26 protein-coding genes, 1 tRNA gene and 2 other RNA genes are annotated in these 26,058 nt (G+C 51.5%); 13 read left to right on the top strand and 16 right to left on the bottom strand.

Going from position 1 to position 26,058, the window contains the following annotated elements:
* Position 1 precedes the first annotated feature (1 nt).
* The 3 genes from BEB42_RS11170 (at position 2) to BEB42_RS11160 (ending at position 389) form a co-directional block, all read left to right on the top strand.
* A tRNA-Lys gene (locus BEB42_RS11170) sits at positions 2-77 on the top strand.
* Positions 78-107: 30 nt separating this feature from the next.
* A non-coding RNA gene (locus BEB42_RS11165) (RtT sRNA) lies at positions 108-233 on the top strand.
* A 30-nt stretch (positions 234-263) separates the two neighbouring features.
* Positions 264-389, top strand: a non-coding RNA gene (locus tag BEB42_RS11160) — RtT sRNA.
* Between the two features lie 110 nt (positions 390-499).
* Here the strand turns inward: BEB42_RS11160 and xapR are convergent.
* Genes xapR through xapA form a run of 4 tightly spaced genes read right to left on the bottom strand, consistent with a single transcriptional unit; the run spans position 500 to position 3,786 of the window.
* Positions 500-1,384, bottom strand: a complete 885-nt coding sequence (gene xapR, locus BEB42_RS11155; RefSeq protein ID WP_000442947.1) for a DNA-binding transcriptional regulator XapR — start codon at positions 1,382-1,384, stop codon at positions 500-502.
* A gap of 40 nt (positions 1,385-1,424) precedes the next feature.
* On the bottom strand, positions 1,425-1,583 hold the full coding sequence (locus BEB42_RS11150) for a DUF1427 family protein (RefSeq protein ID WP_000651752.1): 159 nt from the start codon (positions 1,581-1,583) through the stop codon (positions 1,425-1,427).
* 52 nt (positions 1,584-1,635) lie between these two features.
* Positions 1,636-2,892 (bottom strand): xanthosine/proton symporter XapB, encoded by a 1,257-nt coding sequence (xapB, locus tag BEB42_RS11145; protein ID WP_000020390.1) that lies wholly within the window; start codon positions 2,890-2,892, stop codon positions 1,636-1,638.
* Positions 2,893-2,952: 60 nt separating this feature from the next.
* Positions 2,953-3,786, bottom strand: a complete 834-nt coding sequence (xapA, locus tag BEB42_RS11140; RefSeq protein ID WP_021555600.1) for a xanthosine phosphorylase — start codon at positions 3,784-3,786, stop codon at positions 2,953-2,955.
* Positions 3,787-4,034: 248 nt separating this feature from the next.
* On the opposite strand from xapA, the gene BEB42_RS11135 reads away from it, so the two are divergent.
* Positions 4,035-4,799, top strand: a complete 765-nt coding sequence (locus BEB42_RS11135) for a nucleoside-specific channel-forming Tsx family protein (RefSeq protein WP_000716371.1) — start codon at positions 4,035-4,037, stop codon at positions 4,797-4,799.
* Between the two features lie 38 nt (positions 4,800-4,837).
* Here the strand turns inward: BEB42_RS11135 and BEB42_RS11130 are convergent, their stop codons facing one another.
* Entirely contained in the window at positions 4,838-5,764 is a 927-nt protein-coding gene (locus BEB42_RS11130) for a LysR family transcriptional regulator (RefSeq protein ID WP_001109794.1), read from the bottom strand.
* An 89-nt stretch (positions 5,765-5,853) separates the two neighbouring features.
* On the opposite strand from BEB42_RS11130, the gene BEB42_RS11125 reads away from it, so the two are divergent.
* Positions 5,854-6,852: a bile acid:sodium symporter family protein gene (locus BEB42_RS11125; protein WP_000765612.1), complete on the top strand. Its 999-nt coding sequence runs from the start codon at positions 5,854-5,856 to the stop codon at positions 6,850-6,852.
* Here the strand turns inward: BEB42_RS11125 and BEB42_RS11120 are convergent.
* The 3 genes from BEB42_RS11120 to zipA form a co-directional block, all read right to left on the bottom strand.
* Entirely contained in the window at positions 6,849-7,067 is a 219-nt protein-coding gene (locus BEB42_RS11120; RefSeq protein WP_000410201.1) for a DUF3820 family protein, read from the bottom strand. The genes BEB42_RS11125 and BEB42_RS11120 overlap by 4 nt on opposite strands.
* A 1-nt stretch (position 7,068) precedes the next feature.
* A complete protein-coding gene (ligA, locus tag BEB42_RS11115) occupies positions 7,069-9,084 on the bottom strand; it encodes an NAD-dependent DNA ligase LigA (protein ID WP_000443690.1) in 2,016 nt (671 codons plus the stop codon).
* A gap of 70 nt (positions 9,085-9,154) precedes the next feature.
* Positions 9,155-10,153 (bottom strand): cell division protein ZipA, encoded by a 999-nt coding sequence (gene zipA, locus BEB42_RS11110; protein WP_001353054.1) that lies wholly within the window; start codon positions 10,151-10,153, stop codon positions 9,155-9,157.
* 229 nt (positions 10,154-10,382) lie between these two features.
* On the opposite strand from zipA, the gene cysZ reads away from it, so the two are divergent.
* From cysZ to crr, 5 genes are all read left to right on the top strand, one after another.
* The gene (gene cysZ / locus BEB42_RS11105; RefSeq protein ID WP_000254839.1) at positions 10,383-11,144 is read left to right on the top strand and encodes a sulfate transporter CysZ; all 762 of its coding nucleotides are present in this window, start codon (positions 10,383-10,385) and stop codon (positions 11,142-11,144) included.
* 184 nt (positions 11,145-11,328) lie between these two features.
* A complete protein-coding gene (cysK, locus tag BEB42_RS11100) occupies positions 11,329-12,300 on the top strand; it encodes a cysteine synthase A (RefSeq protein ID WP_000034402.1) in 972 nt (323 codons plus the stop codon).
* A 383-nt stretch (positions 12,301-12,683) separates the two neighbouring features.
* On the top strand, positions 12,684-12,941 hold the full coding sequence (ptsH, locus tag BEB42_RS11095; RefSeq protein ID WP_000487600.1) for a phosphocarrier protein Hpr: 258 nt from the start codon (positions 12,684-12,686) through the stop codon (positions 12,939-12,941).
* A 44-nt stretch (positions 12,942-12,985) separates the two neighbouring features.
* Positions 12,986-14,713: a phosphoenolpyruvate-protein phosphotransferase PtsI gene (ptsI, locus tag BEB42_RS11090; RefSeq protein ID WP_000623136.1), complete on the top strand. Its 1,728-nt coding sequence runs from the start codon at positions 12,986-12,988 to the stop codon at positions 14,711-14,713.
* A 40-nt stretch (positions 14,714-14,753) separates the two neighbouring features.
* The gene (crr, locus tag BEB42_RS11085) at positions 14,754-15,263 is read left to right on the top strand and encodes a PTS glucose transporter subunit IIA (RefSeq protein ID WP_000522247.1); all 510 of its coding nucleotides are present in this window, start codon (positions 14,754-14,756) and stop codon (positions 15,261-15,263) included.
* 42 nt (positions 15,264-15,305) lie between these two features.
* Here the strand turns inward: crr and pdxK are convergent, their stop codons facing one another.
* Positions 15,306-16,157: a pyridoxine/pyridoxal/pyridoxamine kinase gene (gene pdxK / locus BEB42_RS11080; protein ID WP_000096641.1), complete on the bottom strand. Its 852-nt coding sequence runs from the start codon at positions 16,155-16,157 to the stop codon at positions 15,306-15,308.
* A 104-nt stretch (positions 16,158-16,261) separates the two neighbouring features.
* Here pdxK and BEB42_RS11075 point away from each other — a divergent pair, with 104 nt between their 5' ends.
* Entirely contained in the window at positions 16,262-16,630 is a 369-nt protein-coding gene (locus BEB42_RS11075; protein ID WP_000719945.1) for a YfeK family protein, read from the top strand.
* Positions 16,631-16,632: 2 nt separating this feature from the next.
* Here the strand turns inward: BEB42_RS11075 and cysM are convergent, their stop codons facing one another.
* The 7 genes from cysM to murR form a co-directional block, all read right to left on the bottom strand.
* Positions 16,633-17,544 carry a cysteine synthase B gene (gene cysM, locus BEB42_RS11070; RefSeq protein WP_000105475.1) on the bottom strand — a complete coding sequence of 304 codons (912 nt, stop codon included), beginning with the start codon at positions 17,542-17,544 and terminating at the stop codon, positions 16,633-16,635.
* A 133-nt stretch (positions 17,545-17,677) separates the two neighbouring features.
* Complete coding sequence (gene cysA, locus BEB42_RS11065; protein WP_000021028.1) at positions 17,678-18,775, bottom strand: sulfate/thiosulfate ABC transporter ATP-binding protein CysA; 1,098 nt, start codon at positions 18,773-18,775, stop codon at positions 17,678-17,680.
* Positions 18,765-19,640 (bottom strand): sulfate/thiosulfate ABC transporter permease CysW, encoded by an 876-nt coding sequence (gene cysW, locus BEB42_RS11060; RefSeq protein ID WP_000852696.1) that lies wholly within the window; start codon positions 19,638-19,640, stop codon positions 18,765-18,767. The genes cysA and cysW overlap by 11 nt, the downstream gene beginning before the upstream one ends.
* Complete coding sequence (gene cysT / locus BEB42_RS11055; RefSeq protein WP_000458406.1) at positions 19,640-20,473, bottom strand: sulfate/thiosulfate ABC transporter permease CysT; 834 nt, start codon at positions 20,471-20,473, stop codon at positions 19,640-19,642. The genes cysW and cysT overlap by 1 nt, the downstream gene beginning before the upstream one ends.
* Positions 20,473-21,489 (bottom strand): thiosulfate/sulfate ABC transporter substrate-binding protein CysP, encoded by a 1,017-nt coding sequence (gene cysP, locus BEB42_RS11050; RefSeq protein ID WP_000290253.1) that lies wholly within the window; start codon positions 21,487-21,489, stop codon positions 20,473-20,475. Before cysP ends, cysT begins: the two co-directional genes overlap by 1 nt.
* A gap of 303 nt (positions 21,490-21,792) precedes the next feature.
* Positions 21,793-22,584, bottom strand: coding sequence for an SDR family oxidoreductase UcpA (gene ucpA, locus BEB42_RS11040; protein WP_000517449.1), 792 nt, complete (start codon positions 22,582-22,584; stop codon positions 21,793-21,795).
* A 128-nt stretch (positions 22,585-22,712) separates the two neighbouring features.
* A complete protein-coding gene (gene murR, locus BEB42_RS11035) occupies positions 22,713-23,570 on the bottom strand; it encodes an HTH-type transcriptional regulator MurR (RefSeq protein WP_000966432.1) in 858 nt (285 codons plus the stop codon).
* A 163-nt stretch (positions 23,571-23,733) separates the two neighbouring features.
* Between murR and murQ the strand changes: the two genes are divergently transcribed.
* Positions 23,734-24,630: an N-acetylmuramic acid 6-phosphate etherase gene (gene murQ, locus BEB42_RS11030; protein WP_001175600.1), complete on the top strand. Its 897-nt coding sequence runs from the start codon at positions 23,734-23,736 to the stop codon at positions 24,628-24,630.
* Between the two features lie 3 nt (positions 24,631-24,633).
* Positions 24,634-26,058 carry a PTS N-acetylmuramic acid transporter subunit IIBC gene (gene murP, locus BEB42_RS11025; protein WP_001040487.1) on the top strand — a complete coding sequence of 475 codons (1,425 nt, stop codon included), beginning with the start codon at positions 24,634-24,636 and terminating at the stop codon, positions 26,056-26,058.

Below are 26,058 nucleotides of genomic sequence, written 5' to 3'. Positions count from 1 at the left end.
CGGGTCGTTAGCTCAGTTGGTAGAGCAGTTGACTTTTAATCAATTGGTCGCAGGTTCGAATCCTGCACGACCCACCAATGTAAAAAAGCGCCCTAAAGGCGCTTTTTTGCTATCTGCGATACTCAAAGATTCGAACCTGCAGCAGGTTCGAGTTGAGCGCAGCGAAACAACGGAGCCGCTCGCGGCGACGGCCCGAAGGGCGAGCGAAGCGAGTCATCCTGCACGACCCACCAATGTAAAAAAGCGCCCTAAAGGCGCTTTTTTGCTATCTGCGATACTCAAAGATTCGAACCTGCAGCAGGTTCGAGTTGAGCGCAGCGAAACAACGGAGCCGCTCGCGGCGACGGCCCGAAGGGCGAGCGAAGCGAGTCATCCTGCACGACCCACCAATGTAAAAAAGCGCCCTAAAGGCGCTTTTTTGCTATCTGCAATTTGCGAAATTGCCTGATGCGCTTCGCTTATCAGACCAACTATGTCCGGCAGTTCCCGTGCCTCTCATCTACTGCGCCAACGCCGCCAGCAGTTTAACCAGCGCGGGCGTCACCTGCTGCGTTTCATAAACAATATATAAGTCTGCCGGGATGCGTTCTTTGAGCGGACGGAATATGACACCGGGCCAGTTCATCTGCGCGTAGCTGTCCGCTATCAATGTGATACCAATACCCATACTGACCATGGCGAGTACCGTTTGCGGTTCATTAACTTCGCGAATAACAACCGGTGAAAATCCCACCTGCTGGCAAACTCGCTGCAAAAAATCCCAGTCAGTGTACACGGGCGGCATTGTAACGAAATACTCGTCACGTAGCGCTTCCAGCGGGACGGTGGAAAATGATGAGAGATGATGCTCTTCAGGCATCGCCACCAGAAACGCCGATTCATGCAACCGTAAGCTGGTAAAACCAGTCGGTGGTTCTGTCGCCATTCGCCAGATCCCGGCATCAAGTTCGCGGCGTTCCAGCAAGGCCATTTGCATCGCGGGCATCTTTTCGCGAAACAGAACTTCAACGTTAGGATTTTCTCTAAGGAATCGCCGCATAACCGGGCGCATCCGTCCCCACATTGCCGTTCCCACAACCCCGAGTTCAATCCGCCCTGCTTCTCCCCGACCTATTTGTTCAACCCGAGCCAATATATTATTTGCATTCACCAGCAATCGACGCGATTCTTCCATCAAGATTTTGCCCGCGTGTGTCAGTACGACGCTGCGCGAATGGCGAATAAAAAGCTGCGTGCCGAGTTGATTTTCCAGCTCTTTAATATGAATACTGAGCGGAGGCTGAGACATATTTAAACGCGCTGCTGCGCGACCAAAATGCAACTCTTCCGCTACGGCAAGAAAATAACGGAGCAACTTAAGATCTGTTCTATATACGCGTTCCATAATTAAGTGCTCCATATAAAAAATACATCGTATTAAATTATCATGGCATAAAGTATTTCACCACCAGATATCCGACATACATAAACACGATGGATAATATACCCGGCAATACATTTGGAACAGGAATAGGTAATCGCACGATTGTAAACAAAGCACCAATGCCAAAACCAACGCCAGAAGAAAATAAAATATCTTTCACTAATTAACCTTTATCATAAAAGCAGCCCCAAGGAACAGAGCTGCGAATCCTTTTAATGTGTAACTGAACGATGCGTTATCTTTTCAGGGTCATGGTTATATTTAAACCCAAAGAAAAATATCACTGCGAGGAAAAGAGCATACCCTGCAAACATCAGCCAAATGGTATGCCAATCTTTTACGCCATCCACCGAGAAGTAATCCACTGCCATACCGCTCAGAATCGAGCCAACCCATGCGCCGACGCCATTTACCATCGTCATAAAAAGGCCCTGGGCGCTGGCACGAATGCTGGAATCAACTTCCTGTTCGACAAAGACCGAACCAGAAATATTGAAGAAATCGAATGCACAACCGTAAACAATCATCGACAGCAACAGCAAAATAAACCCGGTTGGTGATGGATCGCCATAGGCAAAGAAGCCAAAGCGCAGCGTCCACGCCACCATACTCATCAGCATGACGGTTTTAATACCGAAACGCTTCAAAAAGAACGGTATCGTCAGAATGAAACCGACTTCAGCCATCTGTGAAACTGACAGTAAAATGGACGGATATTTCACCACGAAGCTATCAGCAAACTCAGGATTACGGGCGAAATCATGCAGGAACGGGTTGCCAAAAACGTTGGTAATTTGCAGCACCGCACCCAGCATCATGGCGAAGAGGAAAAAGATAGCCATGCGTGGATTTTTAAACAGCACGAAGGCATCCAGACCCAGCTTGCTGGCAAGCGATGTAGTCGCTTTTTTCTCCGCAACCGGAATCTTCGGCAAAGTCAGCGCATAAGCCGACAGCAGCAATGACGCACCGGACGCGATATACAGTTGCAGACTACTCAATTCCAGATGCAGCAGGCTTACTGCCCACATGGCGACAATGAACCCCACCGTACCAAAAACGCGAATGGGCGGGAAAGCGGTCACCGGGTCAAGCCCTGCCTGGGCAAGACAGGAATAAGAGACGCTGTTCGATAACGCAATAGTCGGCATAAACGCCATCGCATTGACTAACATCACCCAAAACATCATATCCGGATCAGTTACGGATGCCGCATAAAAAAGTACGCCTGCACACACCAGGTGACACAGCATGTATGCACGTTCTGCACGCAGCCATTTGTCTGCGATGATCCCCATTATACCAGGCATAATAATCGCGGCGATCCCTTTGGAACTGTAAACCATGCCAACATTAGCGCCGGTGAAATGAAGGGTATTAATCATGTAAGAACCGAGGGTAACCAGCCAGCTCCCCCAGATAAAATATTGCAAAAAAGACATTACCTTTAAGCGCAAAGCGATGCTCATAATCGTTTCCTTGTCGCATCATATGGCCTCACTCAGTGAGGCCGTTTATTGTTGTTTTACTCAGGCAATTTTGCGCAGAAAGCCGCAAATAATATTAATAAAGTTTTGCTTTGAGAGTTCCGCTGCTGCCAGCGTTTGGGCATGAGAAAGCTTCACGTCACTCAGACCTTCCGCCATGTTGGTAATCGCAGAGACCGCAACGACTTTAAGTTCGCAATGGCGAGCTGAAATAACCTCAGGCACCACAGACATACCAACAACATCCCCACCAATAATTTGCATCATGCGAATTTCCGCCGCAGTCTCGAAATTCGGCCCCGGATACGAGACGAACACGCCCTCCGTCAGAGGGAACCCCTCTTCTTTCGCCACTTTTTGTAACAGTGCGCGGTATTCCGCATCGTAGGCATTCGCCAGCGAGAAGAAGCGCTCACCAAAACGTTCATCATTAAGACCCACCATCGGCGTTCCCGGCATGGTGTTGATGTGATCTTTCAATGCGACCAGACTGCCGGCCCCCACTTCAGGACGCAGTGAGCCAGCCGCATTGGTGCAGAACAGCAACTCGCAGCCCAGCAACTTAAAGGTACGGATTGCATCCGTCATGATGGTCATCCCACGACCTTCGTAGAAATGTCCGCGACCTTTCATGCACGCCACTGGCACCCCCTGGAGATAACCCAGCACCAGCTCACCCGCATGACCGTGTACGGTACTTACCGGGAACCCAGGCAGCTTTTCGTAGGAAATTGCGACCGCGTTCTCAATCTGATCGGCCAGCGCGCCCAGCCCGGAACCTAAAATAAAGGCCACTCGTGGCGTGAAATCAGGTTTATAAGTCTTGATAATATCTACGCAATACAGTGGGTTATGAGAAAACTGAGCCTGATACATATATATCCTTTTTTTGTAGGGTGGAATCTAACGCCTTTTTATAACGAGATTGCCCTACCTCATACCAATACACTTTTTTCATGTATCCGATAGTTATTCGATATCGATATATTTATATTTTTTCACTATTAATAGGCTGAAAAAACTGTATTGGTACTCTCCTTTCCCTTGCATTAACAATATGCCGCTTTTAATCAACCTTTTTATTAAGCAATCAACTAATAACGATCGGCATAGGGAATTATGCTATGAAAAAACATCTTTTTACTCTGACACTCTCTTCTGTATTGGCGATACCAGCAGTATCCCATGCAGAATTTAAAGGCGGTTTTGCTGATATAGGTATTCATTATCTTGACTGGACTAGCAGAACCACTGAGAAATCGTCGACCAAATCACACAAAGATGATTTTGGATATCTGGAACTGGAAGGCGGCGCTAACTTTAGTTGGGGAGAAATGTACGGGTTCTTCGACTGGGAAAACTTTTATAATGATCGTCATGATAAACAGGGTAGCGAGCAGCGTTATACATTTAAAAATACCAACCGTATTTACCTGGGTGACACCGGATTTAATCTCTACTTGCATGCGTATGGCACCTACGGTTCTGCGAATCGTGTGAATTTCCATGACGATATGTTCCTTTACGGGATCGGCTACAATTTCACCGGCAGCGGTTGGTGGTTCAAACCGTTCTTTGCAAAACGCTATACAGACCAAACCTATTATACCGGCGATAACGGTTATGTCGCCGGTTGGGTTGCAGGTTACAGCTTTATGCTGGGCAGTGAGAAATTCACCCTCACCAACTGGAACGAGTACGAGTTTGATCGTGATGCCACCTACGCGGCAGGTAATGGCGGCAAAGAAGGTCTGAATGGTGCCGTCGCACTTTGGTGGAATGCAACTTCACACATCACCACAGGGATTCAGTATCGTTATGCGGATGACAAACTGGGCGAAGATTTTTACCAGGATGCGATAATCTACTCCATCAAATTTAATTTTTGATTGATTACTGCCGGAGCTCCCGGCAGTATGAATTCACTCTATATCTGATACAACGGATCCCCTTCCCGCCCAGCCATTAGCGCATTGCCCTGGTCTCGTACTACGTCCCATAACGCTTCAGCGGCGGTGGAAAGTGAACGGTTCTTCCTGCGCACCAGCATCAACTGGCGTTCAACCACCGGCGTAATGCGCTTTACCACCAGCGGGCTACCTTCAGGCAATGGTAGCGCCAGTGCGGGAAGAATACTGATGCCGATGCCTGCGGCTACCATCGGGAACAGCGTCGCCGGATGACCAATCTCCTGCACAATATTCGCCTGAATACCATTGCGCGCCAGCGCTGCGTCAATCAGCGGTCGGCTGCCTGACGCGTAATCCTGCAACACCAATTTCGCTCCCTGTAATGCTTGCCAGGGTACATAATCTTCCACGGCCAAAGCGCTATCGCGATGGCAAAGCAGAAAGAAAGGCTCGGAAAGAATCGCTTCACATTGCAGATCGCCCACTGGGCCTGGATCGATGACGATGCCAAAATCGACATCTCCCTGGCGAATACTTTCCATCACCCACTGCTGCGGACGATCGTGCAGGACAAACTGAATATCTGGATAGCGGCGATGGCTTTCAGCAATGCATTGCGGAATAAGATGCGCGGAAATGGTCTGGCTGGCAGCGACCCGAACTTTTCCGCTCAGTTGTTGCCCCATACGCCCGGTATCGCGCAACGTGCTGTTAAGTTCATCCAGCAGTCGCTCAAGACGCAAAGCCAACTGCTGCCCTGCATCTGTAAGCACCACTTCACGCGTGGTTCTGTCCAGCAGGCGAACACCAGTATGATTTTCCAGCTCCTTCACACTGTGACTCACTGCCGACTGGCTCAGGCCGATACGCTCTCCTGCACGACTAAAACTTTTCTCCTGCGCTACTGTGACGAAAACCTTTAATTGCTTTAAAGAATAATTCATCTTTTTTCTTCATGAATGGATGCAATAAATCAATTTTATTTCTCAAACTGGAAGAAGCACAATAGAACCATCGATCATCTGGAGTCTTTATGAAACTTTTTCGTATCCTCGATCCTTTCACCTTAACCCTGATCACGGTGGTGTTGCTGGCCTCTTTCTTTCCGGCCAGGGGCGATTTCGTTCCCTTCTTTGAAAATCTGACTACCGCAGCCATTGCTCTGCTGTTCTTTATGCACGGCGCGAAGTTATCGCGAGAGGCGATTATTGCAGGCGGTGGTCATTGGCGACTGCATTTGTGGGTAATGTGCAGCACCTTCGTGCTGTTCCCAATTTTGGGCGTGCTGTTTGCCTGGTGGAAACCGGTAAATGTCGACCCGATGCTCTACTCCGGTTTTCTCTACTTGTGCATTCTCCCCGCGACCGTGCAGTCTGCAATCGCCTTCACGTCAATGGCGGGCGGTAACGTCGCGGCGGCGGTTTGTTCTGCGTCAGCATCCAGCCTGCTGGGGATTTTCCTTTCACCATTGCTGGTTGGTCTGGTGATGAATGTTCACGGTGCAGGGGGCAGCCTTGAGCAGGTCGGTAAAATTATGCTGCAACTGTTGCTGCCATTTGTGCTGGGACATCTTTCTCGCCCTTGGATTGGCAACTGGGTATCACGAAATAAAAAATGGATTGCGAAAACTGACCAGACGTCCATTCTGTTGGTGGTTTATACTGCGTTCAGCGAAGCCGTCGTTAACGGCATCTGGCATAAAGTTGGCTGGGGATCATTGCTATTTATCGTGGTGGTTAGCTGCGTTCTTCTGGCTATCGTGATTGTAGTTAACGTCTTTATGGCACGCCGACTGGGCTTCAATAAGGCAGATGAAATTACTATCGTCTTTTGTGGTTCGAAAAAGAGTCTGGCAAATGGCATCCCGATGGCAAACATTCTGTTCCCCACATCGGTGATCGGTATGATGGTGCTGCCTCTGATGATTTTCCATCAGATCCAATTGATGGTCTGTGCGGTGCTGGCGCGTCGATACAAACGCCAGACCGAACAGTTACAGGCGCAGCAGGAAAGCAGCGCCGATAAAGCTTAAAGTGGGCGTTTCAGGGGCTGGACCAGTTGCGTCAGCCCCTCGGTTTTAATCAGCAGCGTGATTTGCATTAGCTCACCGAGCTTCCCTGCCGGGAACTCATCTTTGCGGGCAAACCACAGAAGATACTCCTCCGGCAGGTCGATTAAGCGACGCCCTTTGTATTTGCCAAACGGCATTATCGTATTGGCTATTTCAATCAGCTGCTCTTTTTCCATCTCAGCTACCCAGCAAACGCAGCATTTCCGTTTCGTCGATGACTTCAATGCCCAGTTCCTGCGCCTTCGCCAGTTTAGATCCTGCAGCTTCACCCGCTATCACCAGATCGGTTTTCTTCGACACGCTGCCCGCGACTTTCGCCCCCAGTTCGACCAATCGAGCTTTAGCGTCATCACGCGACATCTGGCTTAAGCTGCCCGTAAGCACCACGGTTTTACCAGCAAACGGACTGTCAATCTCTTCCGCATTGATAACGATCGGCTCAGGCCAGTGAACACCTTCCGCCAACAGCTCGCTGATGACATTGCGGTTGCTTTCTTCGGCAAAGAAGTTGTGAACGTGGGAGGCAACGACAATACCAACATCAGGTACCTTTTGCAGCTCTTCAATCGACGCGGCTTCCAGCGCTTCCAGCGTGCCGAAATATGCCGCCAGACCTGCTGCGGTAGCCTCGCCAACTTCACGGATGCCAAGTGCATAGAGGAAGCGGGCAAAGGTGGTTTCTTTCGCTTTTTCCAGCGCGTTAACCACGTTTTGTGCCGATTTCGGCCCCATGCGCTCCAGTCCGGTCAGTTTGCCTGCGGTGAGTTTGAACAGATCCGCCGGGGTATGGACATATTCTTTTTCAACCAGTTGATCGATGATTTTGTCGCCCATACCGTCAACGTCCATCGCACGGCGGGAAACAAAGTGTTTCAGCGACTCTTTACGCTGAGCACCGCAAATCAGGCCACCGGTACAGCGGGCAACCGCTTCACCTTCCACACGCTCGACGTCAGAACCACATACCGGACAATGCGTCGGGAATACAACCTCACGGGTATCTTCCGGGCGTTCAGAAAGCACGACGTTAACCACCTGCGGGATCACGTCGCCAGCGCGGCGAATCACCACTTTATCGCCAATGCGTAAACCAAGACGTTCGATTTCGTCAGCATTATGCAGTGTGGCGTTACTCACCAGCACACCAGCAACATGGACTGGTTCAAGACGCGCAACAGGCGTAATCGCGCCAGTACGCCCAACCTGAAACTCGACGTCACGCACAAAGGTCATCTGTTCCTGCGCCGGAAATTTAAACGCTACTGCCCAGCGCGGGGCACGCGCGACAAAGCCAAGCTGTTCCTGCTGTGCCAGTGAGTTGACCTTAATTACCACGCCGTCGATATCAAAGCCCAGCGTCGGGCGGTCTTCTTCCACTTTGTGGTAGAACGCCAGCACCTCTTCCGCCGATTCACAAAGCGTTACCCGATCGCTGACCGGTAATCCCCACTTTTTAAATTGCAGTAAACGGCCAAGATGAGTATCCGGTAGCTCGCCACCTTCCAGAACACCAACGCCGTAGCAGAAGAAAGTGAGCGGTCGCTTCGCTGTAATACGCGGATCAAGCTGACGCAGTGAACCTGCAGCCGCATTACGCGGGTTAGCAAACACTTTCCCGCCTGTGCGTCGCGCATCTTCGTTGATCTTTTCGAAGCCGGCCTGCGGCAGGAACACTTCACCACGCACTTCCAGACGCGCCGGGATATTCTCGCCGTGAAGCTTCAGCGGAATGGCGCGAATAGTACGCACGTTTGATGTAATGTCTTCGCCGGTAGTGCCATCGCCACGGGTCGCTGCACTGACTAAAACGCCATTTTCATACAGAATGCTGACGGCAAGACCATCCAGCTTCAGCTCACAGCACCAGGTGACTTTCTCGTTGCTTTTCAGACGGTCCTGCACACGTTTGTTGAAAGCAAGAAAGCTTTCTTCATCAAAGACGTTATCCAGCGACAACATGGGCACTTCATGGCGGATCTGGCTGAAAGCCGCCAGCGGCGCAGCACCTACACGTTGGGTAGGTGAATCAGGTGTAATCAGCTCTGGATGTTTGGTTTCCAGCTCGCGCAGTTCACGCATCAGCCTGTCATATTCAGCGTCGGGAATTTCCGGCGCATCCATCACATGATAAAGATATTCATGATGGCGAAGCGTCGTTCGCAGTTCTGTCAGTTGTTGTTCGATTGATTCCATATCGCACCATCAATGCTAAAAACCCCCGACAAGCGGGGGTTCGAAGAGGAGTTAATTTGCCTTAAGTGTATCAGGCGTTGGCGTCTTTGACTTCGCGGATGATGTCCTGGTACTCGCGCAATTTCTGCGGAGTCATCATACGGCGCTGATCGTCAAGCACTACACCGCCCACTTCATCGGCAATATGCTGCGCAGATTGCAGCATCAGCTTAAAGTTCTGCAGCTCGTCACCGTAAGACGGTACCTGCATAAAGATAGTGACACCCGGAGTAGTGAAATCCTTCATTTCAGGATCGAAGGTTCCCGGTTTCACCATATTCGCCAGGCTGAATAACGCCGGGCCGCTGCCATCCGGGCTAAGATGACGATGGTAAATATTCATATCGCCAAAAATGAAGCCCGCTTGTTGAATGCTGTTAAGAAGCAGTTCACCGTTTAGCTCGCTACCGTGATGCGCCGCGACGTTCATGATGATCACTGCTTCTTTGCGCTTCGGCTTATCCACAACTGGAGTCGGTTCCGCGACAGGCTCAGGCTGTGGTGCCGCTACGGGTTCTGCAGGCTGGAAAGCCTGTTGTGCCGGTTGCGGCGCTGAATGCACTGGCTGCGGCGCTGACGCGACCTGTGGCGAAACTGGCTGCTGCAACGGCTGTTCAGGCTGAGGCTGATAGGCAGGCTGCTGCACGGGTTGCTGCACCGGCTGCGTTGGACGCGGAGCATGTTGCGGCGGTACCTGCGCTTCAGGCGGCTGCTGGACCGGTTGACGCGGCTGCGCAGACGCATAAGGCGGTTGGTACTGGTGTTGCGGCGACGGACGAGCAGCCTCATGCTCCTGGGCGTTAGCCGGGGCATGATTCACGCGGTGAACACGAACCTCACCAACGCCCTCATCATCTTCGACATCCTCGTCATAAGAATCGTCGTCACGTTTTGACTTCATTCGTTTTAATGGCCGATCGCGGAACATAGAAGATCGTTCTTTACGGCTGGTCCAGAAACCATGTACCAGTAAAGCGATTATGGCGATCGCGCCAACAATGATTAATATCAGACGCAAATCCTGCATCATTATATTCTCTGTTGTTCTAACACCTTGCCACCACGGCAAACATTTACTCACTAAGAGTATTTGCCGATTACCTCAAGTGCAAGTGCACTATTAACTTTCACAGCACAAAGATAGATGAAATCGTGCTTTTTGCTGTTTTTTCGAACATATCCTAACTGTCCATTGCGCAATTACCCGGTAAAATACGCAGAATTTTCCTGGGATTGGTCAAAAGGAGCTCATCCTGATTATGGTTTCATCATTCACATCTGCCCCACGCAGCGGTTTTTACTATTTTGCGCAAGGCTGGAAGCTCGTCTCGCAACCTGGGATTCGGCGTTTCGTTATTTTACCGCTGCTGGTCAATATTTTGTTGATGGGGGGCGCATTCTGGTGGCTCTTTACGCAACTCGATGTCTGGATCCCGACTCTCATGAGTTATGTTCCGGACTGGTTACAATGGCTGAGCTATCTGTTGTGGCCCCTGGCTGTCATCTCTGTGCTGTTAGTGTTTGGCTATTTCTTCTCAACGATTGCTAACTGGATTGCTGCTCCGTTCAACGGTTTATTGGCTGAACAACTGGAAGCAAGACTGACTGGCGCTACACCGCCAGATACCGGAATTTTCGGTATCATGAAAGATGTGCCGCGAATCATGAAACGCGAATGGCAAAAATTTGCCTGGTATCTGCCGCGCGCAATTGTATTGCTAATTCTTTACTTCATCCCTGGCATTGGGCAAACCGTCGCACCGGTACTGTGGTTCCTGTTTAGCGCCTGGATGTTAGCCATCCAGTATTGCGATTACCCCTTCGATAACCACAAAGTGCCGTTTAAAGAGATGCGCACCGCCCTGCGCACACGCAAAATCACCAATATGCAGTTTGGTGCTTTAACCAGCCTGTTTACGATGATCCCGCTGCTTAATCTGTTCATTATGCCCGTTGCCGTTTGTGGCGCGACGGCGATGTGGGTCGATTGCTATCGCGATAAACACGCGATGTGGCGGTAACAATCTACCGGTTATTTTGTAAACCGTTTGTGTGAAACAGGGGTGGCTTATGCCACCCCTTATTCCATCTTGCATGTCATTATTTCCCTTCTGCATATAGATATGCTAAATCCTTACTTCCGCATATTCTCTGAGCGGGTATGCTACCTGTTGTATCCCAATTTCATACAGTTAAGGACAGGCCATGAGTAAGATTTTTGAAGATAACTCGCTGACTATCGGTCACACGCCGCTGGTTCGCCTGAATCGCATCGGTAACGGACGCATTCTGGCGAAGGTGGAATCCCGTAACCCCAGCTTCAGCGTTAAGTGCCGTATCGGTGCCAACATGATTTGGGATGCCGAAAAGCGCGGCGTGCTGAAACCAGGCGTTGAACTGGTTGAACCAACCAGCGGTAATACCGGGATTGCACTGGCCTATGTGGCTGCCGCTCGCGGTTACAAACTCACCCTGACCATGCCAGAAACCATGAGTATTGAACGCCGCAAGCTGCTGAAAGCGTTAGGTGCAAACCTGGTGCTGACCGAAGGTGCTAAAGGCATGAAAGGCGCAATCCAAAAAGCAGAAGAAATTGTCGCCAGCAATCCAGAGAAATACCTACTGCTGCAACAATTCAGCAATCCGGCAAACCCTGAAATTCACGAAAAAACCACCGGTCCGGAGATCTGGGAAGATACCGACGGTCAGGTTGATGTATTTATTGCTGGTGTTGGGACTGGCGGTACGCTGACCGGCGTCAGCCGCTACATTAAAGGCACCAAAGGCAAGACTGATCTCATCTCTGTCGCCGTGGAGCCAACCGATTCTCCGGTTATCGCCCAGGCGCTGGCAGGTGAAGAGATTAAACCTGGCCCGCATAAAATTCAGGGGATTGGCGCTGGTTTTATCCCGGCTAACCTTGATCTCAAACTGGTCGATAAAGTCATTGGCATCACCAATGAAGAAGCTATTTCTACCGCGCGTCGTCTGATGGAAGAGGAAGGTATTCTTGCAGGTATCTCTTCTGGAGCGGCTGTTGCTGCAGCGTTGAAACTACAAGAAGATGAAAGCTTTACCAACAAGAATATTGTGGTTATTCTACCGTCATCGGGTGAGCGTTATTTAAGCACCGCATTGTTTGCCGATCTCTTCACTGAGAAAGAATTGCAACAGTAATGCCAGCTTGTTAAAAATGCGTAAAAAAGCACCTTTTCAGGTGCTTTTTTGTGGCCTGCTTCAAACTTTCGCCCCTCCTGGCATTGATTCAGCCTGTCGGAACTGGTATTTAACCAGACTAATTATTTTGATGCGCGAAATTAATCGTTACAGGAAAAGCCATAGCTGAATCGATTTTATGATTTGGTTCAATTCTTCCTTTAGCGGCATAATGTTTAATGACGTACGAAACGTCAGCGGTCAACACCCGCCAGCAAAGGACTGTATTGCGCTCTTCGTGCGTCGCGTCTGTTAAAAACTGGCGCTAACAATACAGGCTAAAGTCGAACCGCCAGGCTAGACTTTAGTTCCACAACACTAAACCTATAAGTTGGGGAAATACAATGTTCCAGCAAGAAGTTACCATTACCGCTCCGAACGGTCTGCACACCCGCCCTGCTGCCCAGTTTGTAAAAGAAGCTAAGGGCTTCACTTCTGAAATTACTGTGACTTCCAACGGCAAAAGCGCCAGCGCGAAAAGCCTGTTTAAACTGCAGACTCTGGGCCTGACTCAAGGTACCGTTGTGACTATCTCCGCAGAAGGCGAAGACGAACAGAAAGCGGTTGAACATCTGGTTAAACTGATGGCGGAACTCGAGTAATTTCCCGGGTTCTTTTAAAAATCAGTCACAAGTAAGGTAGGGTTATGATTTCAGGCATTTTAGCATCCCCGGGTATCGCTTTCGGTAAAGCTCTGCTTCTGAAAGAAGACGAAATTGTCATTGACCGGAAAAAAATTTCTGCCGACCAGGTTGATCAGGAAGTTGAACGTTTTCTGAGCGGTCGTGCCAAGGCATCAGCCCAGCTGGAAACGATCAAAACGAAAGCTGGTGAAACGTTCGGTGAAGAAAAAGAAGCCATCTTTGAAGGGCATATTATGCTACTCGAAGATGAGGAGCTGGAGCAGGAAATCATAGCCCTGATTAAAGATAAGCACATGACAGCTGACGCAGCTGCTCATGAAGTTATCGAAGGTCAGGCTTCTGCCCTGGAAGAGCTGGATGATGAATACCTGAAAGAACGTGCGGCTGACGTACGTGATATCGGTAAGCGCCTGCTGCGCAACATCCTGGGCCTGAAGATTATCGACCTGAGCGCCATTCAGGATGAAGTCATTCTGGTTGCCGCTGATCTGACGCCGTCCGAAACCGCACAGCTGAACCTGAAGAAGGTGCTGGGTTTCATCACCGACGCGGGTGGCCGTACTTCCCACACCTCTATCATGGCGCGTTCTCTGGAACTGCCTGCTATCGTGGGTACCGGTAGCGTCACCTCTCAGGTGAAAAATGACGACTATCTGATTCTGGATGCCGTAAATAATCAGGTTTACGTCAATCCAACCAACGAAGTTATTGATAAAATGCGCGCTGTTCAGGAGCAAGTGGCTTCTGAAAAAGCAGAGCTTGCTAAACTGAAAGATCTGCCAGCTATTACGCTGGACGGTCACCAGGTAGAAGTGTGCGCTAACATCGGTACGGTTCGTGACGTTGAAGGTGCTGAGCGTAACGGCGCTGAAGGCGTTGGTCTTTATCGTACTGAGTTCCTGTTCATGGACCGCGACGCGCTGCCCACTGAAGAAGAACAGTTTGCTGCTTACAAAGCAGTAGCTGAAGCGTGTGGCTCACAAGCGGTTATCGTTCGTACCATGGACATCGGCGGCGACAAAGAGCTGCCATACATGAACTTCCCGAAAGAAGAGAACCCGTTCCTCGGCTGGCGCGCTATCCGTATCGCGATGGATCGTAAAGAGATCCTGCGCGATCAGCTCCGCGCTATCCTGCGTGCCTCTGCTTTCGGTAAATTGCGCATCATGTTCCCGATGATCATCTCTGTTGAAGAAGTGCGTGCACTGCGCAAAGAGATCGAAATCTACAAACAGGAACTGCGCGACGAAGGTAAAGCGTTTGACGAGTCAATTGAAATCGGCGTAATGGTGGAAACACCGGCTGCCGCAACAATTGCACGTCATTTAGCCAAAGAAGTTGATTTCTTTAGTATCGGCACCAATGATTTAACGCAGTACACTCTGGCAGTTGACCGTGGTAATGATATGATTTCACACCTTTACCAGCCAATGTCACCGTCCGTGCTGAACTTGATCAAGCAAGTTATTGATGCTTCTCATGCTGAAGGCAAATGGACTGGCATGTGTGGTGAGCTTGCTGGCGATGAACGTGCTACACTTCTGTTGCTGGGGATGGGTCTGGACGAATTCTCTATGAGCGCCATTTCTATCCCGCGCATTAAGAAGATTATCCGTAACACGAACTTCGAAGATGCGAAGGTGTTAGCAGAGCAGGCTCTTGCTCAACCGACAACGGACGAGTTAATGACGCTGGTTAACAAGTTCATTGAAGAAAAAACAATCTGCTAATCCACGAGATGCGGCCCAATTTACTGCTTAGGAGAAGATCATGGGTTTGTTCGATAAACTGAAATCTCTGGTTTCCGACGACAAGAAGGATACCGGAACTATTGAGATCATTGCTCCGCTCTCTGGCGAGATCGTCAATATCGAAGACGTGCCGGATGTCGTTTTTGCGGAAAAAATCGTTGGTGATGGTATTGCTATCAAACCAACTGGTAACAAAATGGTCGCGCCTGTAGACGGCACCATTGGTAAAATCTTTGAGACCAACCACGCGTTCTCTATCGAATCTGATAGCGGCGTTGAACTGTTCGTCCACTTCGGTATCGACACCGTTGAACTGAAAGGCGAAGGCTTCAAGCGTATTGCTGAAGAAGGTCAGCGCGTGAAAGTTGGTGATACCGTGATTGAATTCGATCTGCCGCTGCTGGAAGAGAAAGCCAAGTCTACCCTGACTCCGGTTGTTATCTCCAACATGGACGAAATCAAAGAACTGATCAAACTGTCCGGTAGCGTGACTGTGGGTGAAACCCCGGTTATCCGCATCAAGAAGTAATTCTTGCCGCAGTGAAAAATGGCGCCCATCGGCGCCATTTTTTTATGCTTCAGTCAGCGGCGGCAAAATCAATTCATCACTACCATGCTGCTGGGTATAGCGCATCACCTCCAGCACGCGTAATCCCGCGCTATGTACCGCGTCAGTTAATTCCTTACCTTTCAACAAGCCACTGATAAGCTGGGCGCAAAACAGATCGCCTGTTCCTTTAAGATCCGTCTTTACCCGAGAATGGGAAATGACATTCACGCTGTCGGCACTGACCACCACCACCTGCATCTCCTGATTTTCTTCGTTACCGGAGGCACTGGTAATCACCACCCATTTTAATGTGTCTGAAAGCAGACTTTTTGCGGCAGCAATGGCGCTGTCGAGATCGCGGCAATCTTTACCGGTCAGGATTTCCAGCTCAAAGATATTAGGCGTAATACCCTGCGCCAGAGGCAGTAAATATTGTCGGTATGCCTCAGGAAGGTCAGGTTTGACATAAATTCCGCTATCAATATCGCCAATCACCGGATCGACCATAATCAATAAGTCAGGATGGTCTTTGCGTAGCGCAGTCAGCCACTCGGCAAGGATTTTGATTTGCGATGCCGTTCCCATATAGCCCGTGGTGACAGCGCGCAGCTGGCGCAGCGCATCACGCTCCTGAAGCGCACGCAAATAACCGCTAAACCATTCGTCCGGAATCGCACCACCGTAGAAAGTGTCATAATGCGGCGTATTGCTCAGCAATACCGTCGGCACGGCAAAGACATTCAGGCCGTTCTGTTTGATAGCAGGCACGGCAATGCTGTTGCCTACGCTGCCGTACACTACCTGCGACTGCACGGCGACGATATCCGCCTGCAATGCCCTGCTCTTATCGTTAAACAACAACAAACTACTCATTTAATTTTTTCTCCTTGCCGATGATCCTCATCGTATTCCAACCGAAACTTTACCTGATTCTGGCAGTCAAATCGGCTATCACAAAACAAGGATAAGGTAATTCAATGAAGAAAATCATTTGTCTGGTCATTACGCTGCTAATGACACTCCCCGCTTACGCGAAGTTAACCGCCCACGAAGAAGCCCGCATCAACGCCATGCTGGAGGGATTAGCACAGAAAAAGGATTTGATATTTGTGCGCAACGGCGATGAACATACCTGCGATGAAGCGGTTTCCCATTTGCGTCTGAAGCTGGGCAATACCCGTAATCGTATTGATACTGCTGAGCAATTTATTGATAAGGTTGCTTCGTCATCATCGATTACCGGGAAGCCGTATATCGTGAAGATGCCCGGTAAGAGCGATGAAAACGCGCAACCTTTTTTACATGCGTTAATTGCGCAGACGGATAAAACGGTGCCTGCACAATAATCTTAAATCCCCGCCCCCTGACTAAAGTGCTCTTCCCCAAACACCCCGGTAGAAAGGTAGCGATCGCCGCGATCGCAGATGATCGCCACCACTACAGCGCCGGGGTTGGCTTTTGCCACCCGCAGTGCTCCGGCAACCGCGCCGCCGGAACTTACACCGCAGAAAATCCCTTCCCGCACTGCCAGTTCGCGCATGGTGTTTTCCGCATCGCGCTGATGAATATCCAGCACCTCATCCACCAGCGAAGCGTTGAAGATGCCTGGCAGATATTCCTCAGGCCAGCGACGAATGCCGGGAATGCTGCTGCCCTCTTCCGGCTGCAGGCCGACAATGGTCACCGATTTGGATTGCTCGCGCATAAAGCGCGACACACCGGTAATCGTACCGGTCGTCCCCATGCTGGAGACAAAATGGGTAATGCGACCGCCGGTTTGCTGCCAGATTTCCGGCCCGGTGGTGGTGTAATGTGCATAGGGATTATCGGGATTGTTGAACTGATCGAGCAGCTTGCCTTCCCCACGATTTGCCATTTCCAGCGCCAGATCGCGCGCGCCTTCCATGCCCTGCTCTTTGGTGACCAGAATCAGCTCCGCACCGTAGGCACGCATCGCCGCGCGACGCTCCTGGCTCATGTTATCGGGCATCAGCAATTTCATGCGATAGCCTTTTAGCGCGGCAATCATTGCCAGCGCAATCCCGGTGTTACCACTGGTGGCTTCGATTAACACATCACCCGGTTTAATTTCCCCGCGCTTTTCCGCCTCGACGATCATCGAAAGCGCCGCACGATCTTTCACCGAACCGGCTGGATTATTGCCTTCCAGCTTTAACCACACTTCACTGCCGTTATCCGGCCCCATTCGTTGTAATTTCACCAGAGGCGTATTGCCTATTGTTTGTTCTAATGTACTCACGATCTCTGTCCATACGTGGTGTTGCCTGATGCGACGTTTACCGTCTTATCAGGCCTACAGGTTACAAAACCTTGCCATTAAAAAGCCCGGATCGCGGGAAGCGCCTCCGGGCGTTTAACATTCACTCAACCTATCAGGCGCTTTGTGCGAGAGCAAGTTCCTCATCGCGGGTTTCAATACGCTCGTCGCCGTTATACAGCCGCGCATGTTGCAGCCCGACGAACAAACGATCGCCGCGCACTGGCGCATCATCGCCACGCATTACCACGGTGAGCGGATCTTCATACCACCCCAGCGGCTGCACGACTAATTGGGTGTAGTGGCCTTTCGGGCTGGCTTCCAGCACCTGTACCGGCAGCGGCGAATCGAGGCTGGTGCGGCGGCTGATATCCACTTCCCACGGGCGCAGGAAGAGATCCACCGGCCCCTGGTACGCAGGGGTATATCCCAGCGGCCAGCGATGTGCGCCAACGTGGAACTGCCCTCCGCGAATCGTTCCCTGCAAGCGGTTTACTTCGCCCATAAACTCCAGCACAAAACGGGTCGCCGGTTCGCGCCAGACCTGATCGGGTTCATCAGCCTGTTCGATATTGCCCTGGCTCATCACCACTACGCGGTTGGCGACTTCCATCGCCTCTTCCTGGTCATGGGTCACGAACACACTGGTGAATTTCAGCTCTTCATGAAGTTGACGCAGCCAGCGACGCAGCTCTTTACGCACCTGCGCATCCAGCGCGCCAAACGGTTCATCAAGCAGCAGAATTTGCGGTTCGACAGCCAGCGCGCGCGCCAGCGCCACACGCTGTTTCTGACCGCCGGAAAGCTGCGCCGGATAACGATCCGCCAGATGGGCAAGCTGCACCATTTCCAGTAATTTTGTCACTTTCGCTTTGATCGCCGCGGCATTCGGGCGCTCGCGACGCGGCAGCACCGTCAGGCCAAAGGCGATATTGTCGAACACCGTCATATGGCGGAACAGCGCGTAATGCTGAAACACGAAACCGACTTTACGATCGCGTGCATGCAGGCGGCTGACGTCGGTGCCGTGGAAACGAATATGCCCGCTGGTTTGATGCTCCAGCCCGGCGATAATCCGCAGCAGCGTGGTTTTCCCGGAACCGGACGGCCCCAGCAATGCGACCATCTGACCAGAAGGAATATCCAGTGAGATATCGTTCAGCACCTGGGTGCGACCAAACGACTTCTTAATATTGGCAATCTCAATGCTCATGATGTTCCTCCTGTTGCGCGCGTTTTTCCTGATTCTCCAGGCGCCACTGCAACATACTCTTTAAAAACAGGGTGATAATCGCCATCAGCGTCAACAGCGCCGCGGCGGTAAAGGAGCCGACGGTGTTGTAGTCCTGCTCCAGCAATTCAATCTGTAACGGCAGCGAAAGTGTTTCGCCGCGAATCGAGCCGGAAACCACCGACACCGCACCAAACTCGCCAATCGCGCGGGCGTTGGTCAGCACCACGCCATAAAGCAGCGCCCAGCGGATGTTCGGCAGCGTGACGCGCCGGAACATCTGCCAGCCAGACGCGCCAAGCAAAATCGCCGCTTCGTCTTCCTGGCTGCCCTGGCTTAACATCACTGGCACCAGCTCGCGCACCACAAACGGACAGGTCACGAAGATGGTGACCAGCACCATTCCCGGCCAGGAGAACATAATTTGCAGATTATGTTCATCCAGCCAGCCGCCGAGCGGGCCGTTAGAGCCGTAGAAAAGCAGATAGACCAGACCGGCAACCACCGGCGACACAGCAAACGGAATGTCCAGCAGCGTCAGCAGCAACTGGCGTCCGGGGAAGTTAAAGCGCGTCACCAGCCAGGCCAGCAGAATCCCGAACACCAGGTTTACCGGGACGGCAATCAGCGCAATCATCACCGTTAGCCAGATGGCATGTAGCATGTCCGGATCAGCCAGATTCTGTAAAACCGGCATCAGCCCTTTGCTGAATGCCTGCACGAAAATGTAAATCATCGGCACCAGCAGGATGAACGCCGAAACCAGCATTCCGGTGCCAATCAAAAACCATTTGCCCCAGTTAATCGGGCGCGCGTCATAACGCTTCAACTGTGTCACTTCCGCCATTAATGACCTACCACACGCCGACCAAAGCGACTTTGCAGAGTGTTAATTGAGAACAGCAGCAGCAGGGATGCAGCGAGGATCACCGAAGCAATTGCGCTCGCCGCCGGGTAATCAAACTCCTGTAAGCGAACAAAAATCATCAGCGACGTCACTTCCGTCTTCCAGGCGATGTTCCCGGCGATAAAAATCACCGCACCAAACTCACCGAGACTACGGGTAAACGACAGCGCCACGCCCGCCACCAGCGCCGGAGAAAGCTCCGGCAGCACCACTTTGCAGAAACTCTGCCAGCGCGTTGCGCCGAGCGTTTCTGCCGCTTCTTCATATTCCGGGCCCAACTCCTCCAGCACCGGCTGCACGGTGCGCACCACAAACGGAATGCTGGTAAAGGCCATCGCCACCGCGATACCAAGCCAGGTGTAGGTGACTTTGATATCAAACTTCGCCAGCCACTCGCCGTAAAAACCGTTCACGGAAAAGAGCGAAGCCAGCGTTAAACCTGCTACCGCCGTTGGTAGCGCAAACGGTAAATCCATCAGCGCATCAAGCAGCGTGCGGCCCGGAAAGCGATAGCGGGTTAAAATCCACGCCATCAGCAGGCCGAAAACGCCGTTAAAAATCGATGCCACAAACGCCGACAGCAGCGTCACTTTATAGGCCGCGACCACCTGCGGGTTGGTGATCACCTCCCAGTACTGCGCCCAGCTCATCTGAGCCAGTTGCATCACCAGTGCGGAGAGCGGCAGCAGCAAAATCAGGCACACAAACAGCAGACTGGTGCCGAGGCTTAAGGTAAAGCCCGGCAGCACGCGTCTGGAAGAAACTGCAAACATTAGTTACGCCCCGCCGCTAACAGCTTGTCTAACTCGCCGCCGCTGTTGAAGTGGGTTTTCATCACTTCCGGCCAGGAGCCAAATTTATCTTCCACGCGAAACAGCTCGGTCTGCGGGAATTTGTCTTTCAGTTTGTCCATGACTTCCGGGTTATTCACGCGGTAGTAATAATCGGTAATGATCGTTTGCGCCTGTGGGCTGTAGAGCCAGTTCAGGTAAGCTTTTGCCGCTTTTTCCGTACCGTTGGCCTGCACGTTTTTATCGACCCACGCTACCGGGAATTCCGCCAGAATGTTGGTTTTCGGAATCACCACTTCAAAGCCCTGCGCTTCATACTGCTTGCGGATGTTGTTCACTTCCGATTCGAAGCTAATCAGCACATCGCCCAGCCCGCGCTCGGCAAAAGTAGTGGTCGCGCCACGACCGCCGGTATCGAACACTTCCACGTTTTTCAGGAACTGAGTCATAAACTGTTCGGTTTTGGCTTTGTCGCCACCGTCGGCTTTATCCGCTGCACCCCATGCCGCCAGATAGGTATAACGCGCGTTACCGGAGGTTTTTGGGTTCGGGAAAATCAGCTTCACGTCGGAGCGCACCAGATCGTTCCAGTCATGGATATTCTTCGGGTTGCCCTTTCGCACCAGGAAGCCCATGGTGGAGTAAAACGGCGAGCTGTTATTCGGCAGGCGCGACTGCCAGTCAGCCGGGATCAGCTTGCCTTTATCATGCAGGATCTGCACGTCGGTCACCTGGTTATAAGTGACAACGTCTGCTTTTAAGCCCTGCAAAATCGCCAGCGCCTGTTTTGATGACCCGGCATGAGATTGTTTAATCGTTAGCTTGTCGCCACCGTTATCTTTCGCCCATTGTTGCTCAAACGGGGTATTCAGGGCGGCAAAGAGCTCGCGGGAGACGTCATAAGAACTGTTCAGCAGTTCCGTTGCCTGTACATGGCCCGCCAGCAGCAGAGAAGCGACCAGCGCGAGTGAGTTCTTTTTCAGTAAGTTAACGGCCATTGCGCACCCTTATTAATTAAATGACTTTCTATTAGTCATCATATTTATAACGGACGTGAAAGGAGTAACGGTTTTATATACCGTTTGGTGATTTGGAAGTTGAAAAGGGAATAAGAACTTGGTTCAACAGGCGTAATTGTTGCAGTCAGTTTGGACACGAACAGCGCGGAGAAACCGGAGCGTACACATAGTACGTGAGGATTTCGAGCACTGCCCGGGGCCAAAATGACAAATAAAATAGCCTGGTGAACTTAGTTCAAGACGAAATCCTCCCCACACATGCAGGGAGGAAACAGAGGTGAATCAGATGCCGACGCTAACCGTCTCCGGCAGTGTGCTGCCGCCATCAATCACATTCTGTGTACCGGTTAAATAGCTGGATTCATCGGATGCGAGGAAGGCCGCCAGTTCGCCGACTTCCAGCGGATCGGCGAGGCGACGCAGCGGGATTGCTTTCGCCATTTCAGTCAGCACCGATTCTGGATCTTCCGGATTCGACTGGCGGGCAATGCTTTCAGCCATTGGCGTGCGAACGTATCCAGGGCAGATTGCGTTAACGCGAATACCAGACTGCGCGTACTCCACCGCCAGCGATTTAGTCAGGCCAACAATCGCCGCTTTCGTTAAGGCATACGCCGTTTCGCCCGGATCGGCCACCATATCGCCAGTGACCGAAGACATCATCACAATGCGACCATCTTTGCGGGCAATCATCTCCGGCAGCACCGCCTTCGTGACGTTCCATACGCCTTTTATATTGATATCAATATGGAAATCGCGATCTTCATCGCTCATATCGAGGAAACTGCCCAGACGACAAACGCCTGCGTTATTCACCAGGATATCAATGCGCCCTTCTTTTTCCTTTGCGCGCTTGATAGCTGCGGCTACCGACGTCGGGTCACGCACATCGGCGACAACCGCCGTACAGCGATGACCACGACCACACAGTTCGTCCGCCAGCTTTTCGATCTCAGGGGAGATATCCAGCAAGATTAGGTTTGCGCCATGACGCGCAAAAGTTCTGGCAATTCCTTCGCCAATTCCCTGCAATGCGCCCGTAATCAGTGCTGTCTTGCCCGTGAGTTTACCCATTTTAATGCTCTCCTTGTTAATACAGAGCGTTACACTCCATTCCCTCTGAAAATACAGGATAAACAAAATATTGCTGCGGATCAGCTCACTAATTCAGGAAAATCTCAATCCAGTCGCTGCTTTATGCATCATTTCAGGCGTTGCGTTAGCTCACTGCTGCGCTCAATCATTTTCAATGACTCGACATCATTAAGTTGTACCAGCCCAACAAACAGTAAATCGGTAACCGAATTTTGTGCCGTGCGGGTGGACATCGACGAGCTACGCCATTCGGTTTCACCAGAAACGGTATCGAGGGTGAAATGTGCCAACCGCCGCAGCGGAGAGTCAGTCAGTGAAGTAATGGCAATCACCGTTGCCCCCTGCTTTCGCGCTGCCTCGGCGCATAGCAAAATCTCTTTTTTACTGCCGCTGTAAGAGATAGCGATTTGTACATCACCTTTTTTCAACGCCTGGGAAACGGTAGCTTGTACGTGCGTGTCGGCTTCACAGGCCACGCGATAACCAATTTTCATCAGTTTGAATGAAAGATCGCGCCCCACCAGCGCCGACCCGCCCAGGCCTGTTATCTGGATAAACGGCGCTTTACTGATGACCTCAATGATTTTTTGCAGCCGCGCGTAATCGAGTAAGGCGCAGGTTTGCTCCAGTGCCAGCTCTTTTTCGCGATTCAGTTTACGGGCAATCACTTCCAGCGAATCGTCACTGGTAATCGAACTGTGCAAGTGCAGCGCCGTGGCATTCGTTTTCTCCCGGCTGGCACTGTATTCGCCAATTAACGCCATACGCAATTCAGTAAATCCTTGCGCGCCGAGCTTTTGGGCAAACTTCACAATACTCGACTGGCTGATGCCGAGCTGTTTCGCCATCTTGCGCGAAGAGACGGATTTCAGCTCACTCACTTTAGCCTGCAGAAAGTCAGCTATTTTTTGCTCGTTCTCGGTAAATTCACTTTCTGCATTGCGTATTTTCGTCAGGTACAACATCTTCCACTCTCCTGGGCTGGCAGCAAAAATTCCGCTTAAGTTCTTATGACGCTCTTCACACTCTGCGAGTGTAGACTCAATGATTCCTTTAAGTCTGTCAATTCGGGATATATGATTCCATCCATCTGCAATTATTTGATCGTAAATAGTAAGGTCACCACCGATGCAACTTGAAAAGATGATTACCGAAGGCTCGAACGCCGCTTCGGCTGAAATTGACCGCGTATCAACGCTGGAAATGTGCCGGATTATCAACGATGAAGATAAAACCGTACCACTCGCCGTTGAGCGTGTACTGCCGGATATCGCCGCAGCGATCGATGTTATCCACGCCCAGGTAAGCGGCGGCGGTCGACTGATTTACATCGGTGCGGGGACTTCCGGTCGTCTGGGTATTCTTGATGCCAGCGAATGTCCGCCGACCTACGGCGTCAAACCGGGCCTGGTGGTTGGTTTGATTGCTGGCGGTGAATATGCCATTCAGCACGCGGTGGAAGGCGCAGAAGATAGCCGGGAAGGTGGCGTTAACGATCTAAAAAATATCGGCTTAACCGCACAGGATGTGGTGGTTGGTATTGCTGCCAGTGGTCGCACTCCGTATGTGATTGCCGGGCTGGAATACGCACGCCAACTCGGTTGCCGCACAGTGGGCATTTCCTGTAATCCGGGGAGCGCCGTTTCAACCACCGCTGAGTTTGCTATTACTCCGGTGGTTGGTGCCGAAGTGGTTACCGGTTCTTCGCGAATGAAAGCAGGCACAGCGCAGAAACTGGTGCTCAATATGCTCTCTACCGGGCTGATGATTAAATCCGGCAAAGTGTTCGGCAACCTGATGGTCGATGTGGTCGCCACCAACGAAAAATTGCATGTGCGCCAGGTCAATATCGTTAAAAACGCCACCGGATGTAACGCCGAACAAGCGGAAGCGGCGTTAATTGCCTGCGAGCGCAACTGCAAAACGGCCATTGTGATGGTGCTGAAAAATCTCGATGCCGCAGAAGCTAAAAAACGCCTGGATCAACACGGCGGCTTTATTCGTCAGGTTTTAGACAAGGAATAACCCATGGCCAAAGAGATCAGCAGTGAACTTCTGAACACCATCCTTACCCGTGTCGGAGGACCGGGGAATATCGCCAGTTGTGGTAACTGTATGACGCGCCTGCGTCTGGGTGTACATGACAGTTCACTGGTTGATCCCAATATCAAAACGCTGGAAGGCGTGAAGGGCGTCATTTTGACCAGCGATCAGGTACAGGTCGTTTTTGGACCAGGTAAAGCGCATCGTGCCGCCAAAGCGATGAGCGAACTGCTGGGCGAAGCCCCGGTACAGGATGCCGCAGAAATCGCCGCTCAGAATAAACGCCAGTTAAAAGCCAAACAAACCTCCGGAGTGCAACAGTTTCTTGCCAAATTCGCCACTATCTTCACGCCGCTGATCCCCGGTTTTATTGCTGCGGGTCTGTTGCTGGGGATAGCGACGTTAATTGCCACCGTGATGCACGTTCCGGCAGATGCTCAGGGAACGCTACCCGATGCGCTGAATTTTATGAAGGTGTTCAGCAAAGGTTTGTTCACTTTCCTGGTGATTCTGGTGGGCTATAACGCTGCCCAGGCATTTGGCGGCACGGGCGTCAATGGCGCAATTATCGCCGCGCTCTTTTTGCTCGGTTATAACCCTGCTGCCACCACCGGTTACTACGCCGGTTTTCACGATTTCTTTGGTCTGCCTATCGATCCGCGCGGCAATATTATCGGCGTGTTGATTGCCGCGTGGGCCTGCGCCCGCATCGAAGGCATGGTGCGCCGCTTTATGCCAGACGATCTCGACATGCTGTTGACCTCGTTAATCACTCTGCTGATCACCGCCACACTGGCGTATTTGATCATTATGCCGCTGGGTGGCTGGTTATTCGAAGGCATGTCGTGGCTGTTTATGCACCTGAACAGTAATCCGCTCGGTTGTGCAGTTTTAGCAGGGCTATTCCTGATCGCCGTGGTGTTTGGCGTGCATCAGGGCTTTATTCCTGTTTACCTGGCGTTAATGGACAGCCAGGGATTCAACAGCCTGTTCCCCATCCTTTCAATGGCAGGCGCGGGCCAGGTGGGTGCGGCGCTGGCGCTCTACTGGCGGGCGCAACCGCACAGTGCATTACGCAGTCAGGTCCGCGGGGCAATTATTCCCGGTCTGCTGGGCGTTGGCGAACCGTTAATTTACGGCGTCACCCTACCCCGCATGAAACCGTTTGTTACCGCCTGTTTAGGTGGCGCGGCGGGCGGTTTGTTTATCGGCCTGATAGCCTGGTGGGGCCTGCCGATGGGCTTAAACAGCGCCTTTGGGCCGTCTGGCCTGGTGGCGCTGCCGCTGATGACATCCGCGCAAGGCATCCTTCCGGCAATGGCGGTTTACGCTGGCGGGATTCTGGTGGCATGGGTTTGTGGGTTTATTTTCACCACACTCTTTGGCTGCCGTAACGTCAATCTGGACTGA

The sequence above is a fragment of the Escherichia sp. MOD1-EC5990 genome (assembly GCF_002965285.1).
GTDB classification, from domain to species: Bacteria; Pseudomonadota; Gammaproteobacteria; order Enterobacterales; family Enterobacteriaceae; genus Escherichia; species Escherichia coli_F.
Note: the sequence above shows the minus strand (reverse complement) of the source record. Positions and strands in the feature narration are given on the sequence as shown.

Coding starts and splice junctions, on each gene's coding strand:
- cysP (WP_000290253.1), bottom strand. CDS start 21,489: ATGGCCGTTAACTTACTGAAAAAGAACTCACTCGCGCTGGTCGCTTCT.
- cysT (WP_000458406.1), bottom strand. CDS start 20,473: ATGTTTGCAGTTTCTTCCAGACGCGTGCTGCCGGGCTTTACCTTAAGC.
- cysZ (WP_000254839.1), top strand. CDS start 10,383: ATGGTTTCATCATTCACATCTGCCCCACGCAGCGGTTTTTACTATTTT.
- ptsH (WP_000487600.1), top strand. CDS start 12,684: ATGTTCCAGCAAGAAGTTACCATTACCGCTCCGAACGGTCTGCACACC.
- cysA (WP_000021028.1), bottom strand. CDS start 18,775: ATGAGCATTGAGATTGCCAATATTAAGAAGTCGTTTGGTCGCACCCAG.
- ligA (WP_000443690.1), bottom strand. CDS start 9,084: ATGGAATCAATCGAACAACAACTGACAGAACTGCGAACGACGCTTCGC.
- murQ (WP_001175600.1), top strand. CDS start 23,734: ATGCAACTTGAAAAGATGATTACCGAAGGCTCGAACGCCGCTTCGGCT.
- xapR (WP_000442947.1), bottom strand. CDS start 1,384: ATGGAACGCGTATATAGAACAGATCTTAAGTTGCTCCGTTATTTTCTT.
- xapA (WP_021555600.1), bottom strand. CDS start 3,786: ATGTATCAGGCTCAGTTTTCTCATAACCCACTGTATTGCGTAGATATT.
- BEB42_RS11120 (WP_000410201.1), bottom strand. CDS start 7,067: ATGGAAAAAGAGCAGCTGATTGAAATAGCCAATACGATAATGCCGTTT.
- BEB42_RS11130 (WP_001109794.1), bottom strand. CDS start 5,764: ATGAATTATTCTTTAAAGCAATTAAAGGTTTTCGTCACAGTAGCGCAG.
- xapB (WP_000020390.1), bottom strand. CDS start 2,892: ATGAGCATCGCTTTGCGCTTAAAGGTAATGTCTTTTTTGCAATATTTT.
- BEB42_RS11125 (WP_000765612.1), top strand. CDS start 5,854: ATGAAACTTTTTCGTATCCTCGATCCTTTCACCTTAACCCTGATCACG.
- BEB42_RS11075 (WP_000719945.1), top strand. CDS start 16,262: ATGAAGAAAATCATTTGTCTGGTCATTACGCTGCTAATGACACTCCCC.
- ucpA (WP_000517449.1), bottom strand. CDS start 22,584: ATGGGTAAACTCACGGGCAAGACAGCACTGATTACGGGCGCATTGCAG.
- BEB42_RS11135 (WP_000716371.1), top strand. CDS start 4,035: ATGAAAAAACATCTTTTTACTCTGACACTCTCTTCTGTATTGGCGATA.
- murR (WP_000966432.1), bottom strand. CDS start 23,570: ATGTTGTACCTGACGAAAATACGCAATGCAGAAAGTGAATTTACCGAG.
- cysK (WP_000034402.1), top strand. CDS start 11,329: ATGAGTAAGATTTTTGAAGATAACTCGCTGACTATCGGTCACACGCCG.
- cysW (WP_000852696.1), bottom strand. CDS start 19,640: ATGGCGGAAGTGACACAGTTGAAGCGTTATGACGCGCGCCCGATTAAC.
- murP (WP_001040487.1), top strand. CDS start 24,634: ATGGCCAAAGAGATCAGCAGTGAACTTCTGAACACCATCCTTACCCGT.
- zipA (WP_001353054.1), bottom strand. CDS start 10,153: ATGATGCAGGATTTGCGTCTGATATTAATCATTGTTGGCGCGATCGCC.
- pdxK (WP_000096641.1), bottom strand. CDS start 16,157: ATGAGTAGTTTGTTGTTGTTTAACGATAAGAGCAGGGCATTGCAGGCG.
- crr (WP_000522247.1), top strand. CDS start 14,754: ATGGGTTTGTTCGATAAACTGAAATCTCTGGTTTCCGACGACAAGAAG.
- ptsI (WP_000623136.1), top strand. CDS start 12,986: ATGATTTCAGGCATTTTAGCATCCCCGGGTATCGCTTTCGGTAAAGCT.